A 14795-nucleotide genomic window follows, 5' to 3' on the forward strand; every position below is an offset into this window, starting at 1 on the left:
ATTAAACCTGCTTTATGAGTACCAAACCCCAATTTACCGAACGCAAGTATCTTCTTGTATTAATATTTGTAACCTTCTTGTTTTTAATGTGGGGGATATCAATGACATTGGGCGACACACTGAATAAACATTTTCAAAACGTACTGCATATTTCAAAATCACGGTCGGCCTATGTGCAGTTGTCCATATTCGGGGCTTACTTTTTTATGGGAATTCCAGCCGGCTTGTTTATGAAAAAGTTTGGTTACAAGGCCGGCGTTTTAATGGGGTTAGTCTTTTATGCTATTGGCGCTTTCCTGTTCATACCTGCCGCCGATGCCGAGTCGTTCACGTTTTTCAGGATAGCTTTATTTATACTGGCATGTGGAATGGCCACGCTTGAAACCGTAGCACACCCGTTTGTAGCATCATTGGGCGATCAGCGGACCAGCGACCAACGAATTAATTTTGCGCAGGCCTTTAATGGGGTAGGCGGTATTATTGGTCCGGCAGTGGGCAGCTACTTTGTTTTAAAAGCCGGTCAGGAACATTCTAATGATTTGGTATCAGTAAAGCATTTGTATATTATCATAGGTTTTGTAGTGGCCGGGGTGGCGCTGTTATTTTCATTTGTAAAAGTACCCAAGCTTACGGATCCGCATGTTGTAGCCAATGATTCATACGCTGTGGCCGGTGCGGAGGACGCAGATAAGAGCTTATTTAAGCACAAACATTTTGTTTTTGCCGCCATTGCGCAGTTGTTTAATGTAGGTGCGCAGGGCGGTACCTGGGCTTTTTTTATAAATTATGGCCGCGAAATCATGCATTTAACAGATGAACACGCTGGCTATTACTTTTCGTTCAGTATGGTAATGATGATGATAGGAAGGTTTGCGGGCACAGCTTTGATGCGCTATATCAAGCCTTATAAACTGCTCTCTATTTTCGCAGCCTGTAACATTGTGATGTGTATTATTGTGGCGCAGGGCTTCGGCTGGCCGTCGTTTATAGCATTGCTGTTTATAAACTTCTTTTTCAGTATTATGTTCCCTACAATTTTTAGCCTCGGCTTAAAAGATATGGGGGCCAAAACGCAACAGGCTTCCTCATTCATTGTGATGGGTGTTGTAGGTGGCGGGTTATTTCCGCTGGCTATGGGCCTTATCGCCAATTACAATGTGGCCACATCTTATTATTTGCCCATAATATGTTACCTTGTTATATTTAGTTTTGGTTTTAGCTACCCCCGACTAAATAAAAGATCAGCATAAAAAATGACGACTATTTTTCCGAAAACAATTTAGGTTAATCGATTTACCAATAAAATAAATCGATTAACTTAATGTGTTATAAATACAATCAACTATATTGCCTTATAATAAACCATAATATAAACGGGGATGAAGAAGAAATTATCTATTGTTGATATCGCGAATGCTTTAAATGTATCAAAAACTACTATATCATTCATTTTAAATGGCCGTGCCCAGGAAAAACGCATCAGTGCCGAACTGGTAGAAACAGTAATGAAATATGTTGAAGAAGTAGGGTATAAGCCAAATTCGTTGGCCAAAAGTTTACGTACAGGTAAATCAAATACCATCGGATTAATGGTAGAAGATATCTCCAACCCCTTTTTTGCAAGTATCGCACGCTTAATTGAAGAAAGAGCTTATAAGAACGGCTATAAGATCATTTATTGCAGTACTGATAATGATACGCAAAAAACTAAGGAACTGATTGACATGTTTCGGGACAGGCATGTAGATGGTTACATTATATCTCCGCCCGAAGGTATTGAGGAAGATATTGAATCACTTACCAAAGATGGCATGCCGGTAGTGTTATTTGACAGGCACCTGCCCAATGTAGATACCGATTTTATTGAAATAGATAATCTTTTTAGTACTTATAACGCTACGAGGCACCTGATAGACCAGGGTTTTAAAAACGTTGCATTTGTTACCTTCGCCTCAAACCAAACCCAAATGATTGATAGGGTAAAAGGATATCAGAATGCCATTGAAGCCGCAGGCTTGCCGGTGTTGATTAAAGAGATATTATTTAATCAGAAAGAAGAACTTATCATGAATCCGTTGCGTGAATTTATGATACAAAATACCAACATTGATGCCATCCTTTTTGGTACCAACCACATTGGTACCTGCGGACTAAAGATAATGCAGGAAATGGGCAAGAATACGCCTACTGATATTGCTATAATTTCTTTTGATGATTATGAAGTGTTTGAGCTTTATTCGCCTCCTGTAACAGCCATAGCTCAACCAATTGATGAAATAGCCGATAATGTAATTAGTGTTTTGCTGGAGAAACTCGATTACCACTCAGCATCAACCAAGTTGAAGGGAGTTATTTTGAAAACCAACTTGAAAATCCGGAAATCTTCGATTAAGGCCTCTGCTTAAATGATGGAGTAGCCAAAACCAGGATAAATCATATTACAAAATATCTTTATAATAAATGTTTCCGCAGATCGCCAACTATTTGGTTTTTAATCAAGATGATCTATTAGCTAAAACGATTTATTTTTTTACTGTTAATTTATATCGTTACCGGACCTAATTATATACCACAATGAAACCCTTTCTTTTTCGCATTTTGATCGTCTTTGGCTTAGTGCCGATAAAATATGTCTGTGCGCAATCATCAGCTACCAATGCTGTTACTCCCAGTCAATGGAATGCACAGTGGATAGCCGTGCCTTTTGTCAACGGAAATAGTTACGGTGTTTTTTATTTTCGTAAAAGTATTGATCTCGCTACCAAACCCAAGAATTTTATTGTGCATGTATCAGCAGATAACCGTTATAAATTGTATGTCAATAGTAAGCTAATATCTTTAGGGCCAGCGCGTGGCGATACCTATTATTGGAATTACGAAACGGTGGATCTTGCGCCATACCTATCTGCAGGAAAAAACACTATAGCTGCACTTGTTTGGAATGAAGCCCAATACAGTCCCGCAGCGCAGATCAGTGTACGCACGGGGTTTGTTTTACAGGGTAATTCGCCTGCTGAGGAAATATTAAACACCAACAATAGCTGGAAGTGCATTCGTGATGTCGGGCATAAGCCTATTCCTGGTTATTTTTTTGCTGCCAGTAAAGGCGAAATGGTAGATATGAACCAGGCAATTAAAGGCGATTGGACGGCTGCAAATTTTGATGATAGCGCCTGGCTCGGCGCAGCTAAGGTAGCTGACGGGAAACTTAAAGGAACGGCCTGGGGTATAGATTGGGCGCTGGTGCCATCATCGCTGCCTCCAAGAGAAATGACCTATCAGCGCCTTGGTAAATTGCGCACGGCAACTGGTATGAGCGTTTCGCCGACGTTTCCAGAAAAAAAGACTGCATTCACTATCCCTGCAAACACTACAGTTTCTTTATTACTCGATCAAACTTTTGAAACAAACGCTTATGTAACATTAAATTTTAGCGGAGGTAAGGATGCAGGGATCTCACTTGGTTATGCCGAATCACTTTACGAAAAAGGCAGCAATGGTGTTCGCAAAGGTAACCGGAATGAAGTAGAAGGGAAGGAGTTTGTAGGGAGAATAGACAGCCTGATAGCCGATGGCAGTCAGGGACAATCATTTACAACGCTAAACTTTCGTACTTATCGTTATATCAAACTGTTTGTGCAAACAAAAAATGAGCCGCTGGTTATTGACGACCTGTATGGCACTTTTACGGGTTATCCTTTTAAACGGAGCTCGGTGATTAATACAGACAACGCCGAAATAAAGCAAATGCTGGATATTGGCTGGCGTACAGTAAGACTTAACGCCTGGGAAACCTACATGGACTGCCCGTATTATGAGCAACTGCAATACATTGGCGACACCCGCGTACAGGCTATCATATCATACTATAATACCAGTGATAACCGGTTGGCGCGTAATGCACTCAATCAGATTGACCATTCGCGCTTACCCGAAGGCATAACTGCCAGCTGTTACCCGTCAAAGGGTACTCAGGTTATATCACCGTTCTCGTTATGGTATATTGGAATGTTGCATGATTACTGGATGTATCGTGGCGATGATGACTTTATCAGAAATAAACTACTTGGAGAAAGAGGAGTGCTGGATTTTTTCAGCAAATACCAGCAGCCCGATGGCTCATTAAAAGACACCCCATACTGGGCGTTTGTTGACTGGGCCGGCAATTTGTGGGGCGAGGTAAAAGGAAAGGACGGTAGCGCAGCTATTTATGATCTTCAGCTCCTGTGGGCATACCAGTGGGCAGCAGAAATGGAGGCCAAAATTGGTCTGCAGGACTATGCCAAAATATATAATCAAAAAGCCGCACAGCTAAAGGCTACCATACAGCGGAAGTATTGGAATCCTGTTAAAAAACTATATGCCGATACCAAGGAAAAGAACGGTTTCTCACAGCATGTTAATTCGCTGGCCATACTTACCGGAGTGGTGAGTGATGCAGAAATGCCAACCGTAGCTAAGCAAATGCTTAGCGACACAAGTTTAACCCAATGCTCAGTTTACTTTAAATATTATTTGAATCAGGCGCTGGTAAAAGCAGGTTTGGGCAATGATTATATGAACTGGCTTGACAAATGGCGCGAGAACATAAAAATGGGACTAAGCACCTGGGCCGAGTATTCTGATGTCAACACTTCCCGTTCTGATTGCCATGCATGGGGTGCCAGTCCTAATATTGAGTTTTTCAGAACAGTTTTAGGTATCGATAGCTATGCACCTGGTTTTAGCAAAATAAAAGTAGAACCTCATTTAGGAACGTTAACCGCGATTAGTGGTGAAATACCTCATCCAAATGGTAAGGTGGCAGTTGGATATAAATTTGAGAAAGGCAGGTGGCAAATAGATATCAATTTGCCGCGGGCAACTGCAGGCATGCTGATTTGGAAAGCAAAACAATATCCTCTGAAAGCGGGAAATAATTCTTTTAAAATTTAATGGAAAGGGCAAAGAGCTTCTGATTTAAAGCTTGCGCGGATTAGTCCTACATGGTTCTCCTAACTGAAAATCAACTGATACAAATGCAGTCAAAGCAGAATAGTACTATTAAGTGGAGATTTGATATTAACCATATTGCCTGAGAATAGTAAATTAATTTAGTTGCATAACTTCAATTTACAGCTTAAGATACTTTTTTGAAAGTGCTATCTAACTTGATCGCTTCTTTTAAAAGCTTGATTATTGGATTTTCATCAATCTCCTCCAAGGTTTGGTAGATTTTGTAAAAAATTTGTTTGTTAGTTCCATGCGATAGAAAGTAATCGTGATCAATTAATTTGTGGCCATACCAAAAACCTAAAAGAACTCCTTTTTTGATACCTCCCCTCGGAACGGTTGAGGGCCAAATAATACATATACCTTTGTTGCCATAAAAAAATGGAACGTTATATGATATTTTCTCTTTGCAGTATTCAGGAAGAGTTTCATTAATTATCTGTCGCAGCACATCTACAATTACTCTTTCGTCTTCAGGAAGAAGGGTATACAGATCAACAAGGTTTCTAATTTTCATTGGAATTGGTAAATTACAAATCTCAGCAAAAAGACCTTATTTAATTCAAGTATTTTTACTAACGAACTTAAGTCTATTTTTACTTATCGTTTCCCTGGGTTTTATTCCTACCGTAATTATCATTCCGGTGTCAGATAAAAAACTAAATTTTTTTCATTGAACAGTGTTCAATACTTTTGACATGAATTAAATATTAACAAATGAAAAAAGTATTGATCACAGGTGCAAGCGGCGGCATCGGGCTGGAAACAGCCAGGCAACTTGCAGCCCAAGGTTACCGGTTAACACTGGTAGCCCGCAACGAGGACAAATTAAATAAGGCAGTAAAAAGTTTAGCTGGTGCAGGCCACGGCATTTTGGTTGCTGACCTGACCAATAAAGAAGATCTGCAAAAATTGGTAAGTCATTTAAAAACGGAAGAATACGATATCCTGATCAATAATGCAGGTGCAGGTATTTACGGCAAATTTATTGAGGTTCCATTATCAGATCAATTGGCTGGTATGCAGCTTAATATGGATGCTTTGGTGACCCTATCTTATGGCTTTTTACAAAATGCCAAATCGGGAGATGCTTTGGTAAATATAGGCTCCCTGCTTGCTCATTCTTCCCTGCCGGGCGGGGCTGTTTATGCAGCCACCAAGAGTTTTGTTGCCAATTTCTCAGAATCCTTGTGGTACGAGTTTAAGCAGAAAGGTATCTTTGTGATGGGTTTTAACCCCGGTGCTGCGGCTTCAGACTTTCATGCAAATGCAGGCGGACATGTCAATGATTTTCCCAAATTTGTGATGTCCTCCGTTGAGGATGTTGCTGGTGAGCTGGTTAAAGCACTGGAAAAGAGGCGGAAACCAAGAGTTGTGCAAGGTTGGAAGAACAGGTTCATGCTGTTTGGATTGAAGCTATTGAACCGGAAATCTGCTGTAAATATTATGGGACAGATCAGTCCCGGAATGCAAAACTAAACAGCGAAACTGATGGACGACTTGGCCGACAGGCCAGCACTCCTATATTTGTATTTTATATTATTTGAAATGAGCATAGCAGAACGAAAACTGGAAGAGAAACAGGAAATGCATAAACGCATCTTAAATGGTGCACGTAAGGTTTTCCTTGAAAAAGGCTATGAGCAAGCCAGCATGCGCAATATTGCCAATGAGATCAACTACAGCCCCGGCTCGCTTTATTTTTACTTCAAAGATAAAAGCGAGATTTTCCAGGAACTACATAAAGAAGGGTTTCAATTATTGCTTAATCAGTTCAAGGTTTTGGACAAAGTGGGCGACCCTTTTGAGCGTTTGAAAGCCATGGGCCGCATATTTATTCAATTTGCGCAGGAAAACAAAGATTATTATAACCTGATGTTTCTTGTTGAGGAACCGGCAAAATCGTCGGAAGAGGGTGGCTTTAAGATAGCACAGGAAGCCATAGATAGCCTGGCCACCGTGGTAAAAGACTGCCAGCAGAAAGGAAAGTTCAAAGACATGGATACAGAGGATCTCACCTTTATGATCCTTTCGGCCATGCATGGCATCTGTGCACTTTTCTGTAAAGACCGGACTGTAGGTTTTGTCGGCAAAACGAATGAAGAATTAATGGAAAGAGGCTACGAGTGTTTTGTTGCGCTGTTAGAAAAAAGTTAACCCTTTTTTTGATCTATTGTTGAACAGTGTTTAAATTTATAACAATGTATAAAAATGAAAACTAAAAGCAAAAAAATATGTGGTTTTATCCTGGTGGCGGCAGCCTTATTGGCAGCCCCATCAGTAAAAGCCCAGAGCAAACTGGATGACTACATCCGCGAGGGCCTCAGCTCCAGTCAGAGCATTAGACAACAAAATTTTGTGCTCGAAAAAAACATGTATGCCCTCAAGGAAGCGAAAAGCATGTTCGGGCCGAATGTAACTTTTTCAACCACCTACACGAAAGCCGATGGCGGGCGTACCATAGATTTTCCAACCGGCGACCTGTTTAACGGAGTTTATTCCACATTGAATAAATTGACCGGTAGCAATGCCTTTCCGCAGTTGGAAAACCAGCACATCCTGCTCAACCCGGATAATTTTTATGATGCCAAGTTCCGTACAACCTTGCCCATTTTGAATGCAGAGTTGATCTATAATAAGCGGATCAAGGTGCAGCAGGTGGATATGCAAAAAACAGAAGTACTGCTTTATAAACGCGAACTGGTAAAAGAGATCAAAACGGCCTACTACAATTATTCAAAAGCCGTTTATGCGACCGAAATCTATGAATCCTCGCTCAGGCTGGTGGAAGAAGGCCAAAGGATCAATACTAAGCTATTTGACAACAGTAAAGTAAACCGGACTGTGGTGCTAAGAAGTCAGAACGAAGTGTCCAGGATCAACGCTTCGCTCACTGGTGCAAAGAAAACTGCGGAATCGGCACACTACTATTTTAACTTCCTGATCAATCGCCCGCTAACAGACAGCATACTTTTAGATGATATTACCACGCTACCGGTCAGTGAACAAAGCCTGGGGAATAGCATCAACGGTAGGGAGGAATTAACCAAGCTCAAGATAGCAAAAGACATTAACGGTAACCTGACAGGGATGGCTAAATCCTATCTTATCCCCAAGCTGGGCACCTTTATTGACCTGGGCTCGCAGGCGTTCGACTGGAAGTTCAACAGCCAAAGCCGCTATTATTTATTTGGTATTTCCCTGGAATGGAACCTGTTCTCCTCCGGGAAAAACAATTACCGGGTAAAACAAACGATTGCCGACCGCGAGGCCTTAGCATCCCAAACCGACTACGTACAGCAGCAACTGCTTACCGAGCTTAAAGTCCGGCAGGCCGCCATGCAAAGCGCTATTGCGCAATATGAAGCTGCACAATCCCAGTTGAAAACCAGCCAGACCTACTATAATGATATGGTGAAGTTATACAAACAAGGAATGGCTATTTACATCGAACTGCTGGATGCCCAAAACCAGTGGATAGATGCGCAGCTTAACGCCAACATTGCCCTTTACGACACCTGGATCGCTTATACGGCTATCGAACGAGCTAACGCCAGTTTTACTATTCAATAAAAAAATCATGAAAAATCCCGATGTGTTCTTGAATACCTTAAAAAAATATACAATAATGAAAAACTTTCAATTGCTCAGCATCGTCATAGCAGCTATATTCCTGCTGACTTCCTGCAAACAAAAACACCAGGAACAAAACGCAATGGGTGAACCGGATATCATCCCCATTAAAACAGCTTCGGTTTCCGTTTTAGGAGTTCCCGACCACATAAGTGCTACCGGCCTGGTCAGCACCGAAGATGAAGCCAAATATGCTTTCAAGATAGGCGGCGTGATCAATCGCATCTTAGTGCAGGAAGGCCAGTTCTTCAAAAAAGGCCAATTGCTGGCTACGCTCAATTCAACTGAGATTTCAGCAGGGCTGGCACAGTCAAGCCTGGGCGTGGAAAAGGCACAGCGCGATTATAGCCGTGCCGTTAATCTTTACAAAGACAGCGTATATACCCTGGAGCAATTGCAAAACACCAAAACTGCATTGGACGTTGCGCAAAAGGCCCGGGAAGCGGTGGCCTTTAATGATCGCTATTCCAAAATATATGCTGCATCCGACGGCTTTGTTAGCAAGAAGTTAGCCAACGAAGGCGAAGTGATTTCCGAAGGGATGCCGGTGCTGCTCATCAACTCTACCGAGCAGCACAACAGTTATTCGCTAAAGGTTGGGGTAACAGATCGCGAATGGGCCATTATTAAGGCGGGACAAACAGCCAAAGTAACACTTGATGGATACACCGGTCAAAAGTTTGATGCCGTGGTATTTCGTAAGTCGCAGGCGGCGGATCGTGAACTTGGCTCTTTCCAGGTAGAACTGAAGCTGAAATTAAATGAAGTTAAACCTGCGGTCGGCATGTTTGGCAAAGCGGAAATAGCCACCCATCAGGATGAAAGCGTGATGGTGATCCCCTACAGTTCATTAGTAGAGGCCGACGGCAATAAGGGCTTCGTGTTTACCACCATCGGCACCAACAGGGTAAAACGAGTACCGGTTACCATCCTGAAGTTCGATAACGACAATGTTTATCTCCAAGATAAACTGGACGGTATAGACCAGATCGTTGTTTCCAACAGCGCCTACCTCAACGAACAGTCCATTATTAAAATCATCAAGTAAGCTACAGTTATGAAAATCACAAATTTCGCAGTTAAGAACTACCAGTTCACACTGATCATATTTTTGCTTGTCGCTGTAGTCGGCGTATTAACACTGTTTACCATGCCGCGGTCGGAAGATCCGACCACCCATCCGCCGCAATACCTGATCACTGTGATCTATCCGGGCACGAGTCCGAAAGATATGGAAGAGCAAGTGGTGAAACCAATAGAGAACAAAATTTACGGATTGGAGAACATCGAAAAAATCCTTACCACTGTGGAAGATGGTGTTGCGGTTATCCAGCCGAAATTTAAATATGGCGTAGATGTAGATAATAAGTACCAGGAAATATCCACGGAAATCAATGCTTTGAAAAACAGCGAGCTTCCCAAGGATATCTATATGATCAAAACAGAAAAAATATCCTCATCTGATGTAAAGGTACTGCAAGTGGCATTGGTTTCCGATAACGCTTCCGGTAAGTTATTAAGGGATGAAGCAGATATTTTGAAAACGCGCCTGGAGAAGATCACCAACCTGAAGGATGTCAAATATTTTGGAATGCAGGAGCAGGAGATCCGTATCGACGTGCAACTGGATAAACTGGCACAGTTAAAAATACCCCTCAATGTGGTCATAGGCAGTTTGCAAAGCGAGGCAGCCGATATCCCCGGTGGAAGCATCAACCTGGACAGCAAGATCTTCAATGTGAAAACCAGCGGTAAGTTCAAGACCGTTGAAGACGTTGCCAATACCGTTATCTATAATGCTAACGGCAAGATTATTTATCTGAAAGATGTAGCCGATGTGAGCTACAAGGATGGCATTACCGATCACATTACCCGCTTGAACGGGCACCGTTGTATATTGGTTACGGCAGGGATGAAAGACAATGTGAATATAGCCAGCGTGCAGCAGGAGTTTTTACCTGTACTGGAAGAATTTGGTAAAAGCCTGCCGGAGAACATCCGGCTTGTCAAAAACTTTGATCAGGCTAACATGGTTTCCGAACGTTTGGGCCACTTGGGGTTTGATTTTGGATTAGCCATCGTTTTAGTGATCATTACCTTGCTGCCATTAGGATTCAGGGCATCCCTTATCGTGATGATCTCTATACCACTTTCTTTGGCGCTGGGTCTCATTGCCATGAATTTATTGGGGTATTCCTTAAATCAGCTCAGTATCGTAGGGCTTGTGGTAGCCCTGGGACTGCTGGTGGATGACAGTATCGTGGTGGTAGAGAATATTGAGCGCTGGCTTCGTGAGGGGCATTCCCGGAAGGATGCTATCCTGAAAGGCACGCAACAAATCGGCATAGCAGTTATAGGCTGTACGGCTACATTGGTTATTGCCTTCCTGCCGCTTGCCTTTTTGCCCGATATGGCCGGTGAATTCATCCGCAGCCTGCCTATGGCTGTTATGACCAGCGTACTGGCATCTATGATCGTGGCCTTAACGCTTGTTCCCTTCCTGGGGAGCAGGATGCTCAAAACCCATACACATGGCGAGGGTAACTTCTTTTTAAAGCACCTGCAACGTTTTCTGACCAGGTCTTATGCCCGCGTGATGCCGCTTGCCTTAAAGTGGCCCAAAACCACTATCGGGATCTCATTAGCCTTAAGCGGACTTGCTTTTTTCCTGTTTACGCAAACCGGGTTTAAGCTTTTCCCAACTTCTGAAAAGCCGATGTTTTTGATCAATATCAAACTGCCCCTGCAGGCGGATATTCCCGAAAGCGACCGCGTAACTAGGCTGGTAGAAGGTGAACTGAAGAAGCACAAAGAGATTGTTTATTACACGTCTAACGTGGGAAAAGGCAATCCGCAGATCTATTACAACGTGCATCAGCAGGATGTAAAGCCTGATTTTGCCCAGGTATTCGTGCAACTGGACGAAGAGGCAAGTCCAAAATCTAAAACCGATCTGATCAAACAACTCAGAAAAAAATTCAACGATTTTCCCTATGCAAGGATTGAAGTAAAAGATTTTGAACAAGGCACCCCGATTGAAGCCAACATCGTGGTGAGGGTATTTGGCGAAGACCAGGACACCTTACGGAAGCTTTCCTTTAAGGTAGAGGAGATCCTGAAAAAAAATCCGGGCACGTTTTATATCAATAACGAGCTGAATACCTATAAATCGGATGTCAAAATAAAAATTGATAAAGAGAAGGCCCGCACCTTAGGGGTGCTTACCAGCGACGTAGATAAAGTGGTCAGGATGGCTGTGGCGGGACTAAACGTGGGTGACTATATCGACGACAGGGGCGATTCGCGGAATGTTGTGATCACCCTTCCCAGGAATAAGTTCTCTAACCTGGATGCCCTGAAGAACCTGTACGTAAATAACATACAGGGCACGCCGGTACTGGTTAACCAGATTGCCGCCATCTCGTTTGAAACATCGCCTACAGCGATCAACCATTTCAATAAATCGCGATTTGCAAAGGTTACTTCGCTAACTAAAGAACATGTTTTGGCCAACGATGTCCTGAAAGAGGTGGTTCCTGAACTGAATAAATTAAAAATGCCGCCGGGCTATTATTACAAGTTATCCGGAGAAGCGGAATCGGAAGGTGATGCATTAGGCGGCAACTTTCTGTCTGTGATCATCCTGAGCACCTTTCTTTTCGTCGGCGTGCTGCTGTTACAATTCAAAACCTTTAAAGGGATCATTATCGTGCTGTCGATCATACCCCTGGGCATATTGGGCGGAGTGGTGCTGTTACTCATGACCGGCAACCCGATGTCATTGGTATCTATCATTGGTTTCATAGGCTTATCAGGCATACAGGTTAAAAACTCATTGTTGTTGGTTGATTTTACCAACCACCTGCGTGTGGAGGGCCATAGCATAGATGAAGCAATTGCGATGGCGGGCGAAACCCGCTTTCTACCGGTGGTATTGACTTCCATCACGGCAATTTGCGGCTTACTTCCTATCGCGCTTAACCCGAATCCGCTGATAGCACCATTGGCTATCGTTTTGATAGGCGGGCTGATCAGTTCAACCATATTGTCGCGGATTGTTACTCCTGTGATGTATAAATTAATTCCGCCACATTTAGAAAGCGACGAGGAACAGGATAATATATAATGTCAAATAAAATATTATTATGATACAATACCTCAATAAATTGGAAGAAGAAAGGAGGCTATTGCTGGAACGGACGAAAGAGCTGACGGTGGATCAATACAATATTATTCCCCCTGGCTTTAACAACAACATTATCTGGAATATGGGCCATATTCTGGTAGTGAGTGAAAGCCTGCTTTATCAAGATTCTCCTTATCAGCGTCCGGTGTATGAATTTATGAAATATCGTTTTGAAAAGGGTTCGATACCTGATGAAATCGTAGGCGAAGATGACATTTTTATTATCAGGTACTCGCTACAGCAAACGGTTCAATTTTATAAAATGTGTACGGGAATGGAGAGATCTGGACGTCAAATCCCTTCAGTAAGTAACTCCTGTTTGACCATAATCAGTAATAAACGTATGCAATTCCTGCTTTTTCATGAGGACATGCATTACCGCAGGATTGCGAAGTTGATGGAGATAGTAAGGAAGTAATCCGCTTATAGCACAATTAGTGATTGTGTTAATTGATGGGCTAATCAGTTCTGCTATACGATAGAGAATTGTAACGTCCGTAATGTACAAATTGATTCCGCCTACAATTGAAAATATGTAACTAAAGTACCGCGTAAATAAATCAGGCATAAAAAAATGAAAATTCTTTCAATACTGCTTTCGCTCATCGTATTTAACCTTCATTTAATAAAATTTGATAAAATCATGAAACGTAAAATAACATTTAAACGAGATGAGCTGACTCTGACAGGCGATCTTTTTACTCCGGAAAATTTTGATAAAAAGGGACAATACAAGGCTATTATCGTTGAAGGTTCACTCACTTCGGTTAAAGAACAAATGCCCGAAACGTATGCTAAAAAATTTGCAAATGAAGGCTTTGTTGTCCTCGCCTTTGACTATAGCCACTATGGTGAAAGTGACGGAAAGCCCCGCCAATTGGAAGCACCTGATGACAAGTTAAAAGATTTACAAGCAGCAGTTTCTTATCTGACAAGTCTCAGTTACGTAAAATCTGTGGGCATGGTAGGCGTATGTACCTCTGCCGGAAATGCTGCTTATTTAGCGTCGTCAGACCCTCGTATCAAGGCAATGGCCACTGTTGCAGGTTATTTGCCTGATCCATCTTTGTTGGAGAGTTTGTCCGGCAAGGAGAAAATAGCAAGCAGGCGTGAAGCCGCCGCCATAGCTAAAAGCAAATTTGAAAAGACCGGCGAAGAAACTATCATGACAGCCTATAGTGAGACGGACAAATCTGCCGCTAATTTCAACCCTACTGAGGGTTTTTATGATTATTACCTGAACAAAACACGTGGTGGTGTTTCTCAATGGAAAAACGAGCTTGCCGTTATGTCCTGGGAAACCTTTCAAGACTTTGACCCGATTAGTAAAGCATCAGCGATTACAGTTCCAACGATGGTTGTACATTCAGACGGATGTGCCTTTCCTAGCCAGGCTAGAAAATTCTATTCCCAGCTACAGGGAGAGAAAGAGCTTGTATGGGCTGATGGAAATCATTTTGATTATTATGATCAGCCGGCACAGGTAAATAATGCTGTCAAAAGCATTAGCCGTTTTTTTAAAAAACATTTGTGGTAGGTCACAGAACATTGTTGCCATGATCTTAAATACAAATTGCAGTCTCTTGTAATAACTGCTCCGGTCGATTTTAACTCCCATCTGCGTCTTTTGATACACAGCGCTACTTTATGACCACGGATGGGAAAATCCTGAAAGGCTGTCTCCGGTAAAAAACCTTTCGACTCAAGTTGCTGCTTGTCATAACCTGCAGGCGCAAGGTTCTTTTCCTCAAGGTAAATGTTCAATTGTCCGCTCTCACAGGGGCGGACAGCAATAAGTTCAAAGTATTCCAAAAGCCCTTCGGGCAAGATCAGGCGGACAAGAGTTTCGTATGCTGTTGAAAAGCGTTCGTGTATTAGTATTCACCTGCAAAGCAAATACTTTTTATCTTATCCTACAATTATTGGATCAAGCAGAATAATTGTGGGGGAATAAAAAAAATATTTGTTTTGTATACAGATACCA

At 42.3% G+C, this 14795-nt stretch carries 12 protein-coding genes; 10 read left to right on the forward strand and 2 right to left on the reverse strand.

Annotated features, from left to right (window positions below; genetic code table 11):
• Positions 1 to 14: 14 nt before the first annotated feature.
• From fucP to SNE25_RS12810, 3 genes are all read left to right on the forward strand, one after another.
• Positions 15 to 1250 (forward strand): L-fucose:H+ symporter permease, encoded by a 1236-nt coding sequence (fucP, locus tag SNE25_RS12800; protein ID WP_321565494.1) that lies wholly within the window; start codon positions 15 to 17, stop codon positions 1248 to 1250.
• A gap of 129 nt (positions 1251 to 1379) precedes the next feature.
• Entirely contained in the window at positions 1380 to 2405 is a 1026-nt protein-coding gene (locus SNE25_RS12805; RefSeq protein ID WP_321565495.1) for a LacI family DNA-binding transcriptional regulator, read from the forward strand.
• 169 nt (positions 2406 to 2574) lie between these two features.
• A complete protein-coding gene (locus SNE25_RS12810) occupies positions 2575 to 4935 on the forward strand; it encodes an alpha-L-rhamnosidase-related protein (protein WP_321565496.1) in 2361 nt (786 codons plus the stop codon).
• A 184-nt stretch (positions 4936 to 5119) separates the two neighbouring features.
• Here SNE25_RS12810 and SNE25_RS12815 read toward each other — a convergent pair whose 3' ends face one another.
• Positions 5120 to 5509, reverse strand: a complete 390-nt coding sequence (locus SNE25_RS12815; RefSeq protein ID WP_321565497.1) for a DUF1801 domain-containing protein — start codon at positions 5507 to 5509, stop codon at positions 5120 to 5122.
• Positions 5510 to 5709: 200 nt separating this feature from the next.
• On the opposite strand from SNE25_RS12815, the gene SNE25_RS12820 reads away from it, so the two are divergent.
• The 7 genes from SNE25_RS12820 (at position 5710) to SNE25_RS12850 (ending at position 14348) form a co-directional block, all read left to right on the forward strand.
• Positions 5710 to 6471 carry an SDR family NAD(P)-dependent oxidoreductase gene (locus tag SNE25_RS12820; protein WP_321565498.1) on the forward strand — a complete coding sequence of 254 codons (762 nt, stop codon included), beginning with the start codon at positions 5710 to 5712 and terminating at the stop codon, positions 6469 to 6471.
• Positions 6472 to 6540: 69 nt separating this feature from the next.
• Positions 6541 to 7149: a TetR/AcrR family transcriptional regulator gene (locus SNE25_RS12825; RefSeq protein WP_321565499.1), complete on the forward strand. Its 609-nt coding sequence runs from the start codon at positions 6541 to 6543 to the stop codon at positions 7147 to 7149.
• A 54-nt stretch (positions 7150 to 7203) separates the two neighbouring features.
• The gene (locus SNE25_RS12830; protein WP_321565500.1) at positions 7204 to 8565 is read left to right on the forward strand and encodes a TolC family protein; all 1362 of its coding nucleotides are present in this window, start codon (positions 7204 to 7206) and stop codon (positions 8563 to 8565) included.
• A gap of 55 nt (positions 8566 to 8620) precedes the next feature.
• Positions 8621 to 9673 carry an efflux RND transporter periplasmic adaptor subunit gene (locus tag SNE25_RS12835; RefSeq protein WP_321565501.1) on the forward strand — a complete coding sequence of 351 codons (1053 nt, stop codon included), beginning with the start codon at positions 8621 to 8623 and terminating at the stop codon, positions 9671 to 9673.
• Between the two features lie 9 nt (positions 9674 to 9682).
• A complete protein-coding gene (locus SNE25_RS12840) occupies positions 9683 to 12751 on the forward strand; it encodes an efflux RND transporter permease subunit (RefSeq protein WP_321565502.1) in 3069 nt (1022 codons plus the stop codon).
• A 19-nt stretch (positions 12752 to 12770) separates the two neighbouring features.
• Positions 12771 to 13229 carry a DinB family protein gene (locus SNE25_RS12845; protein ID WP_321565503.1) on the forward strand — a complete coding sequence of 153 codons (459 nt, stop codon included), beginning with the start codon at positions 12771 to 12773 and terminating at the stop codon, positions 13227 to 13229.
• Between the two features lie 156 nt (positions 13230 to 13385).
• The gene (locus SNE25_RS12850; RefSeq protein WP_321565504.1) at positions 13386 to 14348 is read left to right on the forward strand and encodes an alpha/beta hydrolase; all 963 of its coding nucleotides are present in this window, start codon (positions 13386 to 13388) and stop codon (positions 14346 to 14348) included.
• On the opposite strand, the gene SNE25_RS31970 is transcribed toward SNE25_RS12850, so the two are convergent.
• Positions 14282 to 14692 (reverse strand): ISAon1 family transposase N-terminal region protein, encoded by a 411-nt coding sequence (locus SNE25_RS31970; protein ID WP_456085501.1) that lies wholly within the window; start codon positions 14690 to 14692, stop codon positions 14282 to 14284. The genes SNE25_RS12850 and SNE25_RS31970 overlap by 67 nt on opposite strands.
• Positions 14693 to 14795 lie beyond the last annotated feature (103 nt).

The sequence above is a fragment of the Mucilaginibacter sabulilitoris genome (assembly GCF_034262375.1).
Taxonomy (GTDB): Bacteria; Bacteroidota; Bacteroidia; order Sphingobacteriales; family Sphingobacteriaceae; genus Mucilaginibacter; species Mucilaginibacter sabulilitoris.